This is a genomic window from Kitasatospora sp. NPDC059747 (assembly GCF_042732955.1).
Lineage (GTDB): Bacteria > Actinomycetota > Actinomycetes > Streptomycetales > Streptomycetaceae > Kitasatospora.
Genome location: NZ_JBHWGV010000027.1, coordinates 39,900 through 57,365 on the forward strand (window position 1 = coordinate 39,900; position 17,466 = coordinate 57,365).

The window sequence follows — 17,466 nt, forward strand, 5'->3', positions numbered from 1 at the left end:
CAGCACATCCGACCCTCGGTCGGGAAACCGGCTCCCAACGGAGCCGGCACATCGTACGGCCGGTTCGGCAGACCCGGCCGAGAGTCGAATACTTGCGGCCCTCAATGGCGGGCCGAGGATCGCAAACTAGGAGAGCAGGGAAGCCTGATGGCGGAGCTTACGATCCGTCCGGAGGAGATCCGGGACGCGCTGGCCGACTTTGTCCAGTCGTACCAGCCGGACGCCGCTTCTGTGGAAGAGGTCGGCACGGTCACTGACGCGGCGGACGGCATCGCCCATGTCGAGGGTCTCCCCTCGGTCATGGCGAACGAGCTGCTGAAGTTCGAGGACGGCACGCTCGGCCTCGCGCTGAACCTCGACACCCGCGAGATCGGTGTCGTCATCCTCGGCGAGTTCGGCGGCATCGAAGAGGGCCAGACCGTGCGCCGCACGGGCGAGGTCCTGTCGGTCCCGGTCGGCGACGGCTACCTCGGCCGCGTCGTGGACCCGCTGGGCAACCCGATCGACGGCCTGGGCGAGATCGCCGCCACCGGCCGCCGCGCCCTGGAGCTGCAGGCCCCCGGCGTCATGGTCCGCAAGTCGGTCCACGAGCCGATGCAGACCGGTATCAAGGCCATCGACGCGATGACCCCGATCGGCCGCGGCCAGCGTCAGCTGATCATCGGCGACCGCCAGACCGGCAAGACCGCCGTGGCGATCGACACGATCATCAACCAGCGTGACAACTGGCGCTCGGGCGACCCGAAGAAGCAGGTCCGCTGCATCTACGTCGCCGTGGGCCAGAAGGGCTCCACCATCGCGTCCGTCCGCGGCGCCCTGGAGGAGGCCGGCGCGCTGGAGTACACCACGATCGTGGCCGCTCCCGCCTCCGACCCGGCCGGCTTCAAGTACCTCGCCCCGTACACCGGTTCGGCCATCGGCCAGGAGTGGATGTACGACGGCAAGCACGTCCTCATCATCTTCGACGACCTGTCGAAGCAGGCCGAGGCCTACCGCTCCGTCTCCCTGCTGCTGCGCCGCCCGCCGGGCCGCGAGGCCTACCCGGGTGACGTCTTCTACCTGCACTCCCGCCTGCTGGAGCGCTGCGCGAAGCTCTCCGACGAGCTGGGCGCGGGCTCGATGACCGGTCTGCCGATCATCGAGACCAAGGCCAACGACGTCTCGGCGTACATCCCGACCAACGTCATCTCCATCACCGACGGCCAGTGCTTCCTGGAGTCCGACCTGTTCAACGCCGGCATCCGCCCGGCCGTGAACGTCGGCATCTCGGTCTCCCGCGTCGGTGGCTCGGCCCAGATCAAGGCGATGAAGTCGGTCGCCGGCCGTCTGCGCCTGGACCTCGCCCAGTACCGCGAGCTGGAGGCCTTCGCCGGCTTCGGCTCCGACCTGGACGCGGCCTCCAAGGCCCAGCTGGAGCGCGGTGCGCGCATGGTCGAGCTGCTGAAGCAGGGCCAGTACCAGCCGTTCCCGGTCGAGGAGCAGGTCGTCTCCATCTGGGCCGGCACCACCGGCAAGCTGGACGACGTCCCGGTCGCGGACATCCGCCGCTTCGAGCGCGAGTTCCTGGACCACCTGCGCCTGCAGCACAAGGACCTGCTGGCCGGCATCGTCGAGACCAGCAAGCTGGAGGACGGCACCATCGACGCTCTCACCAGCGCGATCGCCGCCTTCAAGCAGGGCTTCACCACCGCCGACGGCAAGCTCCTCGGCGAGCAGGCCTGAGTCCGGTAGCGAGGGAAAGGACGTAACGACCCATGGGAGCACAGCTTCGGGTCTACAAGCGCCGGATCCGCTCTGTCACCGCGACGAAGAAGATCACCAAGGCGATGGAGATGATCTCCGCGGCGCGCATCGGCAAGGCGCAGCGCGCGGTGGCCGCCTCCACCCCGTACGCCGATGAGCTCACCCGGGCGGTGACGGCGGTGGCCACCCGGTCCAACGCCAAGCACCCGCTCACCACCGAGAACCCGAACGCCACCCGCGCCGCCGTCCTGCTGATCACGGCGGACCGCGGCCTGGCCGGCGGTTACTCGTCCAACGCCATCAAGGCCTCGATGGTGCTCTCCGAGCGCCTGCGCGGCGAGGGCAAGGACGTCGTGACCTACATCGTGGGCCGCAAGGGTCTGTCCTACTACACCTTCCGCAACCTCGCGGTGGGCCAGTCGTGGACGGGCTTCTCGGACAAGCCGGGCTACGGCGACGCGAAGGTCGTGGCGGCCGAGCTGATCGAGGCCTTCACGGCCGAGACCGGCGGCGTGGACGAGATCCACATCGTCTCCACCGAGTTCGTGTCGATGCTGACGCAGAACGCGGTCGAGGCGCGGCTGCTGCCGCTGAAGCTGGACGAGGTCCAGCAGGGCGAGCAGCCGGCCAAGGCGGAGATCTTCCCGCTGTACGACTTCGAGCCGTCGGCCGAGGGCGTCCTCGACGCCCTGCTGCCGCGGTACGTCGAGAGCCGGATCTACAGCGCGCTGCTTCAGTCCGCCGCCTCCGAGCACGCCGCACGCCGGCGCGCGATGAAGAGCGCGACGGACAACGCCGGCGAGCTCATCAAGTCGCTCACGCGGCTTGCCAACTCGGCCCGTCAGGCCGAGATCACCCAGGAAATCAGCGAGATCGTCGGTGGCGCCAACGCCCTCGCCGACGCTAGCCGCGGGAGCGAATGAGTATGACCACCACTGTTGAGCCGACCACGGCGACGGGCCGCGTCGCGCGGGTCATCGGCCCGGTCGTCGACGTGGAGTTCCCCGTCGACGCCATTCCGAACATGTTCAACGCCCTGCACGTCGAGGTGGACAACCCCGACGGCTCGGGCAAGAAGATCCTCACCCTCGAGGTCGCCCAGCACCTCGGCGACGGCCTGGTCCGCGGCATCTCGATGCAGCCGACCGACGGCCTGGTCCGTGGCGCGCAGGTCACCGACACCGGTGCCGCCATCTCCGTGCCGGTCGGCCAGATCACCAAGGGCAAGGTCTTCAACGCCCTCGGTGAGGTGCTGAACGTCGACAAGGCCGAGTTCGAGTCGCAGGTCGAGGTCCGGTGGCCCATCCACCGCAAGGCCCCGAACTTCTCCGAGCTCGAGTCGAAGACCGAGATGTTCGAGACCGGCATCAAGGTCATCGACCTCCTCACCCCGTACGTCCAGGGTGGCAAGATCGGTCTGTTCGGTGGTGCCGGTGTCGGCAAGACCGTTCTGATCCAGGAGATGATCTACCGCGTCGCCGAGAACTTCGGTGGTGTGTCGGTGTTCGCCGGCGTCGGCGAGCGCACCCGTGAGGGCAACGACCTCATCCACGAGATGGTCGACTCGGGCGTTCTGGACAAGACCGCGCTGGTCTTCGGCCAGATGGACGAGCCGCCGGGCACCCGTCTGCGCGTCGCGCTCTCCGCGCTGACCATGGCGGAGTACTTCCGTGACGTCGAGAAGCAGGACGTGCTCCTCTTCATCGACAACATCTTCCGGTTCACCCAGGCCGGTTCCGAGGTGTCGACCCTGCTCGGCCGCATGCCCTCCGCGGTGGGCTACCAGCCGAACCTGGCCGACGAGATGGGCCTCCTGCAGGAGCGCATCACCTCGACCCGCGGTCACTCGATCACCTCGATGCAGGCGATCTACGTCCCCGCGGACGACCTCACCGACCCGGCCCCGGCCACCACCTTCGCCCACCTGGACGCGACGACCGTTCTGTCGCGTCCGATCTCGGAGAAGGGCATCTACCCGGCCGTCGACCCGCTGGACTCCACGTCCCGCATCCTCGACCCGCGGTACATCGCGCAGAACCACTACGAGACGGCCATCCGTGTCAAGGGGATCCTGCAGAAGTACAAGGACCTGCAGGACATCATCGCCATCCTCGGTATGGACGAGCTGTCCGAGGAAGACAAGATCACGGTGCACCGCGCCCGTCGCATCGAGCGCTTCCTCTCGCAGAACACCTACGTGGCCAAGCAGTTCACCGGCGTCGACGGCTCGACCGTTCCGCTGTCGGAGACCATCGAGGCGTTCAACGCGATCGCGGACGGCAAGTACGACACCGTCCCGGAGCAGGCCTTCTTCATGTGCGGTGGCATCGAGGACCTCGAGAAGAACGCCGCCGAGCTGGCGAAGAAGTAATCGCGGCCGGTAGCAGCCGAGTGACCGTGAGGGGTGGGCCCCAACCCTGGGACCCACCCCTCGCGTCGCATCGGCTGTGATTCCGGTCAAATCCGTGCCGCCGGTTTCATGCCGGAGGCGCGGGGCCGTTATTCTTACCGAAACTCCCGAGTAATCGGGGGTTGCATGAGCCTAGGAGCCCACGTTGGCTGAGCTGCACGTCGAGCTGGTCGCAGCCGACCGCAAGGTGTGGTCCGGTGCGGCCACCATCGTCGTCGCCCGTACGGCCTCCGGTGACACCGGCATCATGCCGGGTCACACCCCGGTGCTGAGCGTGCTGGAGACCGGCCCGGTCACCATCCGCACGGTGGACGGCGGCACCGTCGTCGCCGCGGTGCACGGCGGCTTCATCTCCTTCGCCGACAACAAGCTGTCTCTGCTCGCGGAGATCGCCGAGCTGGCGGACGAGATCGACGTCGCTCGCGCCGAGCGCGCGCTGGAGCAGGCCAAGTCCGACCTGGACGCGCACGCCGAGCGTCGCGCCGAGGTCCGCCTGTTCGCGGCGCGCGGCCTCAAGGCGCACGTCTGAGTACGCCTGACCCCGCCTCGGCGGGGTCGACCGACGGTCCCGGGGACGCGCGAGCGTGACCCCGGGACTGTCGTCTCAGTTGGTAGGTCAACGCGGTCGCCTTGTACGACCGATACGGGGAACGCGGGTAGCGAGGAGGTAGGTGAGCATGGTCCTCGCCCTCGTGGTGTGTGCGGCGGTCGTGGCACTCGGTGTGATCGGCCTGGTCGCGTTCGCGGTACGGCGCCGCCTCATCCAGCGGGTGGGCGGCACGTTCGACTGCAGCTACCGGCTCAAAATGCCCGCCGACGCCTCGACGCAGCCCGACCTCGACGAGAACGGCAAACCCACCTCGGCCCCGGTCCCACAGACCGACGGCAAGGGGTGGGTTTTTGGTATCGGCCGGTACAGCGGCGACTCGATCGAGTGGTTCCGGGTCTTCTCGTACGCCCCGCGCCCGCGCAAGGTGCTCCCGCGCCGGGAGATCGAGGTGCTCGGCCGGCGCTACCCGGAGGGTCAGGAGGAGCTCGCCCTGCTCTCCGGCTCGGTGGTGCTGCGCTGCCTGCACAACGGCGCCCCGCTGGAGCTCGCGATGAGCGAGGACGCGCTCACCGGCTTCCTCGCCTGGCTGGAGGCGGCGCCGCCCGGACAGAGGGTCAACGTCGCCTAGGGTCGATGTCGCCTAGGGTCGACGTCGCGCAGGATCGACGGCGCCTGGGGTTAACGGCGCTTAACCGGCCCGGCTAGTCTGGCCGCATGGTCAATCTGACGCGCATCTACACCCGTACCGGCGACGACGGCACCACCGCGCTCGGTGACATGAGCCGGACCACCAAGACCGACCCGCGGCTGGTCGCGTACGCCGACGCCAACGAGGCGAACGCGGCGATCGGCGTGGCCATCGCCGCCGGGGCGCTGGCGCCGGACGTCGTCGCGGTGCTCACCCGGATCCAGAACGACCTGTTCGACGTCGGCGCGGACCTCGCGACGCCCGTGGTCGAGAACCCGGAGTACCCGCCGCTGCGGGTCCTGCAGTCCTACATCGACCGGCTCGAAGGCGACTGCGACCACTACCTGGAGCAGCTGGAGAAGCTGCGCAGCTTCATCCTCCCCGGCGGCACGGCCGGCGCGGCCTACCTGCACCTGGCCTGCACGGTGGTGCGGCGGGCCGAGCGGGCCACCTGGACGGCGATCGAGACGTACGGGGACACCGTCAACCCGCTGACCGCCAAGTACCTCAACCGGCTCTCGGACCTGCTGTTCATCCTGGCCAGGGCGGCCAACAAGGAGCGCGGCGACGTCCTGTGGGTGCCGGGGGAGAACCGCTAGCGTCCTAGGGCAGCGGGGCCTTCTCCGGGGCGGGCTGCTCGACCGGCCGGCCGTCGACGACCGTCACGCCGGCCGGGGCCTCCTTGGGCCACTTCGAGTAGCAGCCGGCCACGACGACGTTGACGACGGCCGCGATGCCCAGCTTCCAGTACCACTGGGCGAAGGTGCCGAAGTGGGCGCTGCCCGCGGAGAGCGGGACGAGGAGGCTGATCAGGCTCAGGGTGATCGCGGCCGAGACGACCGTGCGCCAGGCGATCCGCCACTCGTGCGTGGTCCGCTCCGGGCCGTACTTGGGGGCGGGCAGCGGCTTGGGGCCGCCGGCGAAGCGGTGCAGGAAGTGCCGGTCGGCCCAGGCGACCAGCGAGGGCCCGTAGCCGACCGAGAAACCGGCGTAGCTCGCCGCCAGCGCGTGCATCCAGCCCGCCTCGGCGCCGCCCCGCAGGTTCAGGACGGTGAGCGCGTACAGCGCGAGGTCCACCACCGGGAGGCCGATCAGCAGCGCGGTGCTGGTGCGGCGCCACCGCAGCAGGTAGCGGGCGCTGAGGCCGAGGCCGAGCACGATCCACCAGGAGATCTCGGCCGCGACGATGAGGGTGACGATCACGTTCTGCTCCCGGACTGGTCGGCGGTGGTACCAGCCTCGTGTGCGGGCGCGCTCGCGTCGTCGTCGTGGAGTGCCGTCCCCGCGTGCATCTTTCGATGTAGCCGGATCCTCCGTGGACCGGAGCGGCGCGGTCCGCCGGGGATGGTGAGATGGGAGGGTGCTCCGTCCGTCCCTCTCACCACGCGCGCTGGACCGGCTGATCGCCCTCTGCGGGCTGCTCGGCGGTGCGGTGCTGATCGCCTTCAAGGTGTACGACCGGCCCGACGACCTCCCGCTGTGGGCCGTCGTGGCGCCGCTGCTCGTGATGGCCGCGCTGGAGCTGGTGCGGCGGCGCAGGCCGGTGCTGGCGGTCTCCCTCGGCGGGCTCGCCTTCGCGGGCAGCATCCTCGCGGGCAGCCTGCTGGCGACGACCATCATGTACACCGACCTGCTGTACGCGGCGGTGATCTACGGGTCCGCGCGGATGTCGCGGATCCTGCACCTGACCGGCGGCGCCACCGTGCTGGTGCTCTCCACGCTGGCGCTGATCTACAGCGGGACGCCGGCCGGGCTGCTCGTCGTGGTGGTCACCTCGCTGGTCTTCCTGGCGCCGGTGTGGACCGGGGACGTGGTGCGCAAGCACCGGCAGGAGGCGGAGACCGAGCGGCTGCGCGCCGAACAGACCGCGCTGCTCTCGGAGATGGACCGCCGCGAGGCCATCGTCACCGAACGGGCCCGGATGGCACGGGAGTTGCACGACGTGGTGGCCAACCACCTGTCGGCGATCGCGATCCACGCGACCGGCGCGCAGTCCGTGGCCCGGCGCCAGCGGCGGGCCGAGGACGACCCGCTGGTGGAGGTGCTCGCCGTGATCCGGGAGAACAGCGTCCAAGGATTGGCCGAAATGCGTCGCATGATCGGACTGCTCCGGGACAGCGGCGGGGGCGAGGCCGACGAGTCCTACGCGGCGCCCGACCTCGCCGCGGTGGACGCGCTGCTGACGAAGGCCCGCGCGGCCGGCCGGGACGTCGGGCTGGAGTTCGAGCTGAGCGAGCACGGCGAGCGCGGCGAGCTGCCGGTGCCGGTGGGCCTGGCCGCGTACCGGATCGTGCAGGAGTCGCTGACCAACGCGCTCAAGCACGCCGGGCCCGGCCTGGTGCGGCTGCGGCTGGACTTCGGGGCGGGGGAGCTGCGGATCGCCGTCGACAGCCCGTACCGCGCCGAGGAGGGCCGCGGGCTGCCGGGGGCGCGGGCCGGGCTGGTGGGCATGTCGGAGCGGGCCGGGCTGCTCGGCGGCAGTTTCGAGGCGGGGCCGCGGGACGGGAACTGGAGCGTGCGCGCGGTGCTGCCGCACGGCCGGGGGAGCGAAGGGAACGAGGGACGCGCGTGACGATTCGGGTGCTGGTGGCCGAGGACCAGGCCGCGGTGCGGGCGGCGCTGGTGATGATCCTGCGGGCCGAGCCGGACGTCGAGGTGGTCGGCCAGGCCGCCGACGGCGAGCAGGCCGTCCGGCTGGCCCTGGAGCTGCGGCCGGACGTGGTGCTGATGGACGTGCAGATGCCGCGCCTGGACGGCGTCTCGGCGACCCGCGAGGTGGTGGCCGCCGGCGCGGCCCAGGTGCTCGTGCTGACCACCTTCGACCTGGACGAGTACGTGTACGGCGCGCTGCGGGCCGGCGCGGCCGGCTTCCTGCTCAAGGACCTGGAGGCGGACACCCTCGTCGAGGGCATCCGGACGGTGGCGCGCGGGGACGGCATGCTGGCGCCCTCGGTGACCAGGCGGCTGATCGGCACCTTCGCCCGGCCGGACCGGGCGGTGGGGCCGGACACCCGGGAGGCGGTGGCCGGGCTCACCCCGCGCGAGCGCGAGGTGCTGGCCTGCATCGGCGCCGGGCTGTCGAACGGGGAGATCGCCGCCCGGCTCGCGATGGCGGAGGCGACCACGAAGACGCACGTCAGCCGGATCCTCGCGAAGCTGCGGCTGCGCAGCCGGGTGCAGGCGGCGATCCTGGCGCAGGACCTCGGGCTGATGATCTGACCATCGCACCGACGATCGGCCGGGCTGATTGGTTCACCTGACCAGGTCGGTTGCAGATCACACTCCCGATTGCTATTGCACGGACGAAATGGGCGTTAGAGTCCCCGCCAGAGCGACGCGGCTCTACCGGGCGGCGACCCCTGCCCTGAGCCGCTTTCAGGGCCCGCCCGCGAGGCGGCGACGGCATCGGGAGACCCGCCATGAGCAATGCGTCCAGCAAGCAGATCGCCGTGATCGGTGCCGGCCTGATGGGCGCCGGCATCGCCCAGGTGTCGGCCCAGGCCGGCCACCCGGTGGTGCTGCGGGACGTCACCGACGAGGCGCTGCAGCGCGGTCTCGCCGGCATCCGCGCCTCGTACGAGAAGTTCGTCGCCAAGGGCCGGATGAGCGCGGAGGACGCCGAGGCCGCCCTCGGCCGGATCACCACCACCACCGACCTGGGCGCCGTCGCCGGGGCCGACATCGTGGTCGAGGCCGTGTTCGAGAAGCTGGAGGTCAAGGAGGCCGTCTTCCGCGAGCTCGACAAGCTCGCCAAGGACGGCGCCGTGCTCGCCTCCAACACCTCCGCGATCCCGATCACCCGGATCGCCGCCGCCACCCAGCGCCCGGAGTCCGTCATCGGCGTGCACTTCTTCTCGCCGGTGCCGCTGATGAAGCTGGTCGAGCTGGTGCGCGGCTACAAGACCAGCGACGAGACGCTGGCCACCGCCCGCGCCTTCGCCGAGGGCGTCGGCAAGGAGGTCGTGGTGGTCAACCGCGACGTGGCCGGCTTCGTCACCACCCGCCTGATCACCGCCCTGGTCGTCGAGGCCGCCAAGCTGTACGAGACGGGCGTGGCGACCGCCGAGGACATCGACAAGGCCTGCCGCCTCGGCTTCGGCCACCCGATGGGCCCGCTGGAGACCGCCGACCTGACCGGCGTCGACATCCTGCTGCACGCCGCCCGCAACATCTACGAGGAGACCCAGGACGAGAAGTTCGCCGCCCCGGAGGTCATGGCCCGCATGGTCACCGCCGGCGACCTCGGCCGCAAGAGCGGCCGCGGCTTCTACGGGCACGAGGGCAAGTAACCCACGGGCCGCGGGGCCGGGCGGGCCGGGCGATCGAGCATCGTAGGACCCGCCCCGCCCGGGGCGGGTGAGTTTCCTCACGCCGGGTGCCGCAGACGGGTGATTTGGGCGGTAATCGAGCGTAGGTGTGGAGACTACCTGCGTATATTCCCTCGGACGAGTGAAGTTGCTTCAGATCTGACCGCAACCAGCAACCTGCGGTGCTGGTTCGCCGTCAGATGAGGGGCCCAGGTTTGAACGACGGGCGGCCGGCCCGGGCGCGCGGCCCGTCGCCGTTCGGCGCAGCAGGCGGGCCTCCGGACGAGGGGCCACGGCCCGCCCGGGCGGCCACCCCGCTCCCCGGCCCGGCACGGCCGGGGCGGACCCACACCCCCGACACCGGGACCGGCCAGGCGAAGGAGGAGGAGAGCATGCGCATCACCGGCGACCACAGGGCGCTGGCCATCGAGGGCCGCCTCGACGTGCGCACCGCCGCCGACGCGCGGGCCCGGCTCCACCAGGCCGTCGACACCGGCCTCGGCGACCTCGTGCTCGACCTCGCCCGCCTGGAGTTCTGGGACGCCACCGGCCTCGGCGTCATCATGGGCACCCACCGCCGGGCCGGCCGGATCGGCCGCCGGCTCGTGCTGCGCTCCGTCCCGGCCCAGCTCCAGCGGCTGCTGGTGGCCACCAAGCTGCACCGCATCCTCGCCGTGGACGGCGGCGTCGCCGAGGCGCACGGGGTCGGTCTCTGAAGCACGCCGAAGGGGCTCCGGAAGGGGCTCCGAACGCGCTCCGGAAAGCGCTCCGGGGGCGCACGAGGCCCTCGTGGGGCGCGCGTGACGGGACGGCGCTGCACACGCGGGGCCGGATGTGCGAGAGTCTGCCCGTCAGAAGACGGCCGCCGCAGCCGGGCCATGCCCGCCCGGTCCCCGCACGGCCGCGACCGAGACGTCAGCCGGCCGGCGCGGCACGCCGGCGGCCGAGCACGATGCGGAGCAGAACGTGGCACAGCCAACCGGTGAGTTCCGGCAGGAGGCCGTCCGCGCCCGCAGTGGCGAGCTGGTCTCCGGCGCTCTGCTGGTGGGCGTCGGCGCGCCGGACGGCTCCGAGGCCCGGCCCTGCCCCGAGGAGTGGCGCCCGCGCCCCCGCCGGGTGCTGCGCAGCGAGCCCGCCCGCGGACCCGTCGGCGGCGTCGAGCGGGCGGTCGGCCCGCTCGCCCTCGGTGCCGGGCCCGCCGACCTGCCGCTGCTCGACCGCGAGGCGGACGTCGCCGAACTCCTCGGCCTGCTCGCCGAGGGCCGCTCGATACGCCTGGTCGGCCAGGCCGGCTCCGGTCGCAGCGCCCTGCTGTCGGCCGTCGCCGAGGCCGCCGCCGACCTCGCCCCCGGCGGCGTCGTCCAGCTCTGCGGCCACCGCCGCACGACCGCCGACGTGCTCCAGGAGCTGTTCGCCGCCACCCACCACGCCCCCGGCTACCGCCCCGACCCGGCCCAGCTGGCCGCGCACCTCGCCGACGTCGGCGCGATCGTCGTGATCGACGGCGCCGAACCCTCCGGCGCCGAGCTGGAGGAGCTGCTCTCCGCCGCCCCCCGCTGCGCCTTCCTGATCTCGGTCGACCCCGCCGCCCCGCCGCTGTCGGCCGGCTCCCGGCTCCAGGACCACCCCGTCGCCGGACTCTCGCGCGCCGCCTGCCTCGCGCTCGCCGCCCGGCTGGCCGGGCGGCCGCTGGACGTCGCCGAGAAGGCCTGGGCGGTCGACCTCTGGTTCGAGTCCGAGGGACTGCCGCTGCGCTTCGTCCAGGCCGCCGCGCTGCTGCGCCAGCGGGACGTGGCGGTGGACGCGCTGGTCGCCGCCGAGGAGGACCGCCTGGACGTCTTCGGCGCGGTCGACGGGCCCGTCCACGACCCCGACCCGGCCGTCCGCGAGGGCGCGCTGCGCCGGACCGTGCCGCTGCCGTCCGTCGCCGAGACCGCCTCGCCCGCCGTCCGGCTCGCCGAGGGGCTGAGCGAGCCCGCGCAGGCCGTGCTGCGGCTCGCCGTGGCACTCGGCGGCGAGTGCCCGACCGCGCCGCACCTGCCCGCGCTGATCGACGTCGGCCAGGGCGAGAGCGCGCTCGCCGAGCTCGCCGACGCCGGGCTCGCGGTGTCCATCGGCGGCCACCACCGGCTGACCGCCGGGGCGCTCGAACTGCTCCTCCCGCACTGGCCGGCGCGCGGCAGCGTCGACGGCGCGGCGCAGCACTTCGCCTGGTGGGTCGGGCACAGCTCGGTGTCGCTCGGGCAGATCGCGGCCGAGGCGGAGGTGGTGATCGGCGTCCTGCTGGCCGACCGCACCGCCGGGCGCCACGAGGCCGTCGTCCGGCTGGCCAGGGCCGCCGCCCCCGCGCTGGCCCTGTCGCTGCGCTGGGGGGCCTGGGAGCGGGCGCTGCAGCTGGGTCTGGAGGCCGCCAGGCGGACCGCCTCCAAGGCCGACGAGGCCTGGTTCCACCACGAGTTGGGCGTCTACGCGATCTGCGCGCAGGAACCGTCCCAGGCGATCGCCGAGCTGGAGACCGCGCTCACGCTGCGGGCCGTCGTCGGCGAGCAGCGCGGGGTCGCGGCGGCGCGCCGGATGCTCGACCTGCTGCGGGCCGAGGGCCGTCAACTGCCGGGCGCCCAGCCCTCGGCGGCGCCTGCGCGCGGTCCGGTGATCCGCAAGATCGCGGCCAGGGTGCCGTCCGGGCTGCGGTCGAGCCGGCGCCGGCGGGTGGTCGTCGCGTCGGCGGCGGTGCTCACGCTCGGGGTGCTCAGCACGGCGGTGGCGATGAGCGTCACCGGGCCGGGGGAGCAGCGGACCAACGACCCGCACAGCCGGCTCGACCAGGACGACACCGGCACCGGCGGGCAGGTCCCGCTGCCGCACTCCAGCACCGGCGCCGCCACGACGGCCGGCGCGGACGCCCCGGGCAGCAGCCCGGCGGCGAACGGGACCAGCCCGGAGCCCTCGGCGAGCGGCAGTGCGACGCACTCGCCGACCGCGTCGGCGTCGGCCTCGGCGACGGCGTCGAAGAAGCCGAGCCGCTCGCCCGGCGCGACGGGTTCGGACGCCCCGCAGCAGCCGCAGCCGCCCGCTCCGGGCGACCCGCAGCCGCCGACGCAGCAGCCGGGGCCCGGGCCGCAGCAGCCGCCCGTGACCCACCCGAGCCAGCCGCCGGCGCCGAGCAGTTCGCCGACGTCCTCGACCCCGAGTCCCACGTCCTCGCCTCAGCCGACGACGCCGGCACCGACCGGATCGGGCACCCCGACCGCGAAGCCGACGACCTGAGGCGTCAGAACAGCTTCAGCTTGTCGTCGTCGATGCCGCGCAGCTCGTCGTAGTCCAGGACCACGCAGCCGATGCCCCGGTCGGTGGCCAGCACGCGGGCCTGGGGCTTGATCTCCTGCGCGGCGAAGACGCCCTTGACCGGGGCCAGCAGCGGGTCCCGGTTGAGGAGTTCGAGGTAGCGGGTGAGCTGCTCGACGCCGTCGATCTCGCCGCGGCGCTTGATCTCGACGGCGACCGTCGCCCCGTCGGAGTCGCGGCACAGGATGTCGACCGGGCCGATCGCGGTCGGGTACTCGCGGCGGATCAGCGACCAGCCGGCGCCGAGCACCTCCATGCGGTCCGCCAGCAGCTCCTGGAGGTGTGCCTCGACGCCGTCCTTGATCAGGCCCGGGTCGACCCCGAGCTCGTGGGACGAGTCGTGCAGCACCTCCTCCAGGGTGATGATGAGCTTCTCGCCGGCCTTGTTCTCCACCGTCCAGACCCCGTCGGCCTCCTTGAGGACGCACGGCGGGGACATCCAGTTGAGCGGCTTGTAGGCGCGGTCGTCGGCGTGGATGCTGACGCTGCCGTCGGCCTTGACCAGGATGAGCCTGGTGGCGGAGGGCAGATGGGCGGAGAGCCGACCGGCATAGTCGACTGAGCAGCGGGCAATTACGAGACGCACGGTCGACCACGCTAGCCCACCGGGGCCAGTTGATGCGATTCCGCGACGACGGGGTGAAGGAAGCGCGAACCCCGCGAACATGGAGGTTCGGCGATTCCGGGGATGCCTCCCGCGGTCTGGCGCCCCTACGCTGGGGTCGCTACCGTGTGTGACGGCATGCGTGCGGGGCCGCTGTCAACGGGGATGGAGACTTCAGATGAACGATCCGACAGGATCCGGCCATTCTGGTGCACCACGGCGTATTTACGGAGCAATCCCTAGGAACCACCGGCCTGGCCCGCCGTTGACTGACACGCTGTTCTGAAGCGGTCGGTATCCGGGACGTTACGTCCAGTGGTGCCGCCGCACCCTTCGCACGGCGCCGGAAACAGCCGTTCCGTCGCTGTTCCGGACATCCCGTGCGATTTCGCCCACCCTCACTGTGAGCTTCGGACCACGCACCACCACCCGCGCGCCGCGCGCGGGTGGTCCGCGAGAGGAGAATCCATGTCGCTCGACGTCTCACCGGCCCTGCTCGAAAAGGCCGAGCGGGGCGAGGTCGACGAGCGGGAATTCGTCGACTGCGTCCGCGTCTCGCTGCCGTACGCCTGGAACCTGATCAGCTCGCTGGTCGCCCAGGCCAAGGTCGACGGCACCGATTTCGCCGACAACCAGGTACCGCCGCCCAGCGAGCAGGCCCGCGGCCAGCTCCTGCGGGCGCTCGCCAGCGACGCCATCCGGGGTGCCCTGCAGCGGCACTTCGGGGTCCGGCTGGCCTTCCAGAACTGTCACCGGGTGGCGGTGTTCCTGCCGTCCGACGCCAACGAGGCGCGGTTCGACCGCTTCACGTCCGTCCGGGAGCAGCTGCTCAACCAGTCCGAGGAACTGCGGGACTGCTGATCGACCCGCTCACGGCGGCGCCGGAACGCCGTCGGCCCCTCCCCCGGTGCGGGGGGAGGGGGCGGCGCGGTTCGGTCCGGCCGGGCGGTGCGGCAGCTCGGTTCAGCTCAGTTGCGGGAGCACCTCCGAACCGAGCCGGGCGATGTTGTGCAGGGTCGCCTCGCGGTCGCCGCTGCCCTCGGCGAGCAGTGCGAAGCGGCGGATGCCGGTCCGCTCGGCGGTGGCCAGCAGACGGTCGGCGCACTGCTTCGGGGTGCCCACCGCGTGCAGGTCGCACAGGAACTCGGTGTACTGGTGCGGGTCGCGCATCTTGCGCTCCCGGCCGTCCACGGTGCGGTGGGCGCCGAGCCCGTACTCGAACCAGCCCGGCATCGCGCTCAGCAGCGTGGCCCGCGCCGTCGAGGTGCGGTCGTCGACCTGGGCCACGCCGGCCGCGACGTGCCGGCGGTTGATCCGGCGCAGCTGCTCCTCGTCGCGTCCGGCGGCCAGCCAGGCGCTGCGGTACAGCTCCAGCATGTTCAGCTTGTCGTCGTCGCCCGAGTGCATGCCCAGCAGCATCGGCAGGCCGCGTTCGGCGGCGAGTCTGACCCCGGCCGGGGACGTGCACGCGACGACCACCGGCGGGCCGGCCACCGGCCGTCCGGCGGGGGTGAGTTCGTCGCCCGCGCCGAGGCTCGCACCCGCCCCCTCGACGTCCTGGCGCTGACGCGGCAGGCGCACCCGGCCGCCGGGGTCGCCGAGGCCCAGCCAGGCGCCCAGCCCGGGCCGGCGCAGCGGCTCGGTCGCCCGCGGGACGACGGCGACCTCGGGGAAGGCGAACTGCGGCCCGTCCGCGCCGACCCGGGAGCCGCGCAGCCAGCGCAGCAGCAGGTCCAGCCGCTCCGGGAAGCCGTTCTCGAAGGCGTCCACGCCGCTGCCGAACACGTCCAGGTCGATCCACGGGCCGCCGCGGCCCACCCCGAGCGTGAAGCGCCCGCCGGAGGTGAGGTGCAGCAGCGCGGCCTGCTCGCCGAGCGCCACCGGGTGGGCGGTGGACAGCACGCTGACGGCGGTGCCGACGCCGATCCGGCGGGTGCGGCCGAGCAGCAGGGCGGCGAGCGTGGCGGCGTTCGGGCAGACCCCGTACGGGACGAAGTGGTGTTCGGCCAGCCAGACGCTGTCCAGGCCCGCGCGTTCGGCCTCGACGGCGGCGCGCACGGTGCGGTCGAGCGCCTCCCCGTGGCTCTGCCCGGGGAACTGCGCGGAGAGCATGAAGGCGCCGACCCGGATGGGTGCGGTGTCCGCGGGGAACGCGGCGGCCCGCTGCGCGGCGGGCAGCGGATCGCCGGCGGCGGCCGTCACCGGGGGAACGGTGGTCAGCGCGGGCCCGGGGGCGGGCGGCCGGACCCCGACGGGCCGACGGGTCTCGGCGCGGGCGGTGGTCTTGGACATCGGTGGGCCTCCTCGGGTGCGCGCAGGGTCTGCGGGCCCCGCCTGTTCCCCTTGTGGGTATCGGATGTCATGTGCCAATGGCACGCCGAACCACGAATTTCGGGGAAGATCGGGTGGATCTCGCCGGAAACCCCGAACCGGCGCGTGATGCCGTGATAGAGGCTCTCGGGGGTCGTGCCCGGCCGTAGGCTGGAACGGTCCCGAGCCACCGGAGAGAGGTAGTCGCCGTGTCGCCCCGCCACAACCGGATCAAGAGCGCCGCCCACCGGGCGGACGAACCGGCCGCCCCGCTGGGCGGTTCGCTGCGCCGCACCGAGAGCTACCAGGGCGACGACTGGGTGGTCCAGACGGTCGCCGGGACGTCCGGGCGCAGCTACCGCTGCCCGGGCTGCGACCAGGAGATCCCGTCCGGGGTCGGCCACGTGGTCGCCTGGCCGATGCACGGCGCCGGGGTGGACGACCGGCGGCACTGGCACCGCGCGTGCTGGGGAGCGCGGGAGCGCCGGGCCTCCAACGTGCTGCGGGGCCGCGGCGCTCCGCGGTACTGATCCGTCGCTCCGGCCGGCGGTCAACCGCCTTACGCGTCGCGGTTCTTGAGCACGAGCGCGCCGCCGGCCAGGGCGGCCAGCGTCCAGGCCAGGCAGATCGCGAAACCGGCCCACGGTCCGTACGGCTGGCCGTGCTGCTCGTACACCAGCAGCATCCGCGAGCCCGCGTAGTCCGGGAAGTAGTGCGCGAGCGTCTTGACCTTCGGCACCGCCGAGAGGATCGGCGAGAGCAGGAAGAAGAACGGCACCAGCACGCCCAGCGCGAGCGTCTGGTTGTGCAGCATCGCCGTGACGCCGGCCGAGAACAGGCAGAGCATCGTCAGGTAGAGCGCGGCGCCGAACACCGCGCGCAGCACGTTCGGTTCGCCGAGGGTGGTGGAGTGCGAGCCGAGCAGCGACTGGCCGATGAAGAAGGTGACGAAGGCCGTCACGACCGACACGGCCAGGGCCAGCGAGCCGAGGACGACGGCCTTGCCGGTGAGCAGGGTGCCGCGCTGCGGGACGGCGGCCAGGCTGACCCGGACCATGCCGGTGCTGTACTCGTTGCCGATGGCCAGCACGCCGAAGACGATGATGGCGAGCTCGCCGAGCATGATGCCGGAGAAGGCCGTGCCGGTGGCGTCGAACGGGCTCTGGTCGTTGCGCCGGAACTCGGTGAAGTTGTTGTTGGTCAGCAGGGACAGCAGCGCGCCGATGCCGACCGTGACGACGAAGGTCAGCGCGAGGGTCCAGACCGTCGAGCGGACGCTGCGGATCTTCGTCCACTCGGAGCGCAGGATCGCGGGGAAGGACGCCATCTCAGTTCTCCTCCTGTCCGGCCGGGGCGGCCGCCTGTTCGGCGCCGGGCTGCCAGCCGGTGCCCCACACGCCGGGCGCGGGGGGGGGGGGGGCGCGCCCGCGGGGGGCGGGGGGGGGGGGCCCCGCGCCCGCGGGCGACGCGCGGGGCGGGGCGCGCCCCCCCAGCGGGACGGGGGCGCGG

Annotated in this window: 17 protein-coding genes; 13 read left to right on the forward strand and 4 right to left on the reverse strand. The window is 72.5% G+C overall.

The genetic code is table 11. The features are described from left to right. Positions 1-147 precede the first annotated feature (147 nt). The 6 genes from atpA to ACFV4G_RS14660 all read left to right on the forward strand — a co-directional run bounded on the left by atpA (position 148) and on the right by ACFV4G_RS14660 (position 5,990). Positions 148-1,722: a F0F1 ATP synthase subunit alpha gene (atpA, locus tag ACFV4G_RS14635; RefSeq protein WP_380440121.1), complete on the forward strand. Its 1,575-nt coding sequence runs from the start codon at positions 148-150 to the stop codon at positions 1,720-1,722. Positions 1,723-1,754: 32 nt separating this feature from the next. Beyond that, the gene (locus ACFV4G_RS14640; protein ID WP_380440123.1) at positions 1,755-2,666 is read left to right on the forward strand and encodes a F0F1 ATP synthase subunit gamma; all 912 of its coding nucleotides are present in this window, start codon (positions 1,755-1,757) and stop codon (positions 2,664-2,666) included. 2 nt (positions 2,667-2,668) lie between these two features. Continuing rightward, complete coding sequence (gene atpD, locus ACFV4G_RS14645; protein ID WP_380440125.1) at positions 2,669-4,114, forward strand: F0F1 ATP synthase subunit beta; 1,446 nt, start codon at positions 2,669-2,671, stop codon at positions 4,112-4,114. Positions 4,115-4,298: 184 nt separating this feature from the next. Beyond that, positions 4,299-4,682 (forward strand): F0F1 ATP synthase subunit epsilon, encoded by a 384-nt coding sequence (locus tag ACFV4G_RS14650; protein ID WP_329927969.1) that lies wholly within the window; start codon positions 4,299-4,301, stop codon positions 4,680-4,682. 148 nt (positions 4,683-4,830) lie between these two features. Continuing rightward, entirely contained in the window at positions 4,831-5,331 is a 501-nt protein-coding gene (locus ACFV4G_RS14655; RefSeq protein WP_218201846.1) for a DUF2550 domain-containing protein, read from the forward strand. A gap of 86 nt (positions 5,332-5,417) precedes the next feature. Next, complete coding sequence (locus tag ACFV4G_RS14660) at positions 5,418-5,990, forward strand: cob(I)yrinic acid a,c-diamide adenosyltransferase (RefSeq protein ID WP_380440127.1); 573 nt, start codon at positions 5,418-5,420, stop codon at positions 5,988-5,990. Between the two features lie 4 nt (positions 5,991-5,994). Here the strand turns inward: ACFV4G_RS14660 and ACFV4G_RS14665 are convergent, their stop codons facing one another. After that, positions 5,995-6,594 carry a hypothetical protein gene (locus ACFV4G_RS14665; protein WP_380440129.1) on the reverse strand — a complete coding sequence of 200 codons (600 nt, stop codon included), beginning with the start codon at positions 6,592-6,594 and terminating at the stop codon, positions 5,995-5,997. Positions 6,595-6,751: 157 nt separating this feature from the next. Here ACFV4G_RS14665 and ACFV4G_RS14670 point away from each other — a divergent pair, with 157 nt between their 5' ends. The 5 genes from ACFV4G_RS14670 (at position 6,752) to ACFV4G_RS14690 (ending at position 12,965) form a co-directional block, all read left to right on the forward strand. Then, a complete protein-coding gene (locus tag ACFV4G_RS14670) occupies positions 6,752-7,963 on the forward strand; it encodes a sensor histidine kinase (RefSeq protein ID WP_380440131.1) in 1,212 nt (403 codons plus the stop codon). After that, positions 7,960-8,610 (forward strand): response regulator, encoded by a 651-nt coding sequence (locus ACFV4G_RS14675; protein ID WP_380440132.1) that lies wholly within the window; start codon positions 7,960-7,962, stop codon positions 8,608-8,610. The genes ACFV4G_RS14670 and ACFV4G_RS14675 overlap by 4 nt, the downstream gene beginning before the upstream one ends. Positions 8,611-8,810: 200 nt before the next feature. Then, positions 8,811-9,680, forward strand: a complete 870-nt coding sequence (locus ACFV4G_RS14680) for a 3-hydroxyacyl-CoA dehydrogenase family protein (RefSeq protein ID WP_380440134.1) — start codon at positions 8,811-8,813, stop codon at positions 9,678-9,680. A 410-nt stretch (positions 9,681-10,090) separates the two neighbouring features. Next, positions 10,091-10,414: an STAS domain-containing protein gene (locus ACFV4G_RS14685; RefSeq protein ID WP_380440136.1), complete on the forward strand. Its 324-nt coding sequence runs from the start codon at positions 10,091-10,093 to the stop codon at positions 10,412-10,414. A gap of 250 nt (positions 10,415-10,664) precedes the next feature. After that, entirely contained in the window at positions 10,665-12,965 is a 2,301-nt protein-coding gene (locus tag ACFV4G_RS14690; protein WP_380440138.1) for an ATP-binding protein, read from the forward strand. Positions 12,966-12,969: 4 nt separating this feature from the next. Here the strand turns inward: ACFV4G_RS14690 and nucS are convergent, their stop codons facing one another. Beyond that, positions 12,970-13,629: an endonuclease NucS gene (gene nucS, locus ACFV4G_RS14695; protein WP_355252708.1), complete on the reverse strand. Its 660-nt coding sequence runs from the start codon at positions 13,627-13,629 to the stop codon at positions 12,970-12,972. Between the two features lie 486 nt (positions 13,630-14,115). Here nucS and ACFV4G_RS14700 point away from each other — a divergent pair, with 486 nt between their 5' ends. After that, positions 14,116-14,508 (forward strand): SCO5389 family protein, encoded by a 393-nt coding sequence (locus ACFV4G_RS14700; protein WP_329927961.1) that lies wholly within the window; start codon positions 14,116-14,118, stop codon positions 14,506-14,508. A 102-nt stretch (positions 14,509-14,610) separates the two neighbouring features. On the opposite strand, the gene ACFV4G_RS14705 is transcribed toward ACFV4G_RS14700, so the two are convergent. After that, positions 14,611-15,777, reverse strand: a complete 1,167-nt coding sequence (locus ACFV4G_RS14705; protein ID WP_380440189.1) for an LLM class flavin-dependent oxidoreductase — start codon at positions 15,775-15,777, stop codon at positions 14,611-14,613. 389 nt (positions 15,778-16,166) lie between these two features. On the opposite strand from ACFV4G_RS14705, the gene ACFV4G_RS14710 reads away from it, so the two are divergent. Beyond that, on the forward strand, positions 16,167-16,487 hold the full coding sequence (locus ACFV4G_RS14710; protein ID WP_380440140.1) for an ATP/GTP-binding protein: 321 nt from the start codon (positions 16,167-16,169) through the stop codon (positions 16,485-16,487). 29 nt (positions 16,488-16,516) lie between these two features. On the opposite strand, the gene ACFV4G_RS14715 is transcribed toward ACFV4G_RS14710, so the two are convergent. Beyond that, on the reverse strand, positions 16,517-17,284 hold the full coding sequence (locus ACFV4G_RS14715) for an ABC transporter permease subunit (protein WP_380440142.1): 768 nt from the start codon (positions 17,282-17,284) through the stop codon (positions 16,517-16,519). Between the last annotated feature and the right edge of the window lie 182 nt (positions 17,285-17,466).

Bases quoted from the DNA above. Each gene is read 5' to 3' on its own strand.
- ACFV4G_RS14680 (WP_380440134.1), top strand. From the start codon at position 8,811: ATGAGCAATGCGTCCAGCAAGCAGATCGCCGTGATCGGTGCCGGCCTG.
- ACFV4G_RS14700 (WP_329927961.1), top strand. From the start codon at position 14,116: ATGTCGCTCGACGTCTCACCGGCCCTGCTCGAAAAGGCCGAGCGGGGC.
- ACFV4G_RS14715 (WP_380440142.1), bottom strand. From the start codon at position 17,284: ATGGCGTCCTTCCCCGCGATCCTGCGCTCCGAGTGGACGAAGATCCGC.
- atpA (WP_380440121.1), top strand. From the start codon at position 148: ATGGCGGAGCTTACGATCCGTCCGGAGGAGATCCGGGACGCGCTGGCC.
- atpD (WP_380440125.1), top strand. From the start codon at position 2,669: ATGACCACCACTGTTGAGCCGACCACGGCGACGGGCCGCGTCGCGCGG.
- ACFV4G_RS14655 (WP_218201846.1), top strand. From the start codon at position 4,831: ATGGTCCTCGCCCTCGTGGTGTGTGCGGCGGTCGTGGCACTCGGTGTG.
- ACFV4G_RS14640 (WP_380440123.1), top strand. From the start codon at position 1,755: ATGGGAGCACAGCTTCGGGTCTACAAGCGCCGGATCCGCTCTGTCACC.
- ACFV4G_RS14685 (WP_380440136.1), top strand. From the start codon at position 10,091: ATGCGCATCACCGGCGACCACAGGGCGCTGGCCATCGAGGGCCGCCTC.
- ACFV4G_RS14660 (WP_380440127.1), top strand. From the start codon at position 5,418: ATGGTCAATCTGACGCGCATCTACACCCGTACCGGCGACGACGGCACC.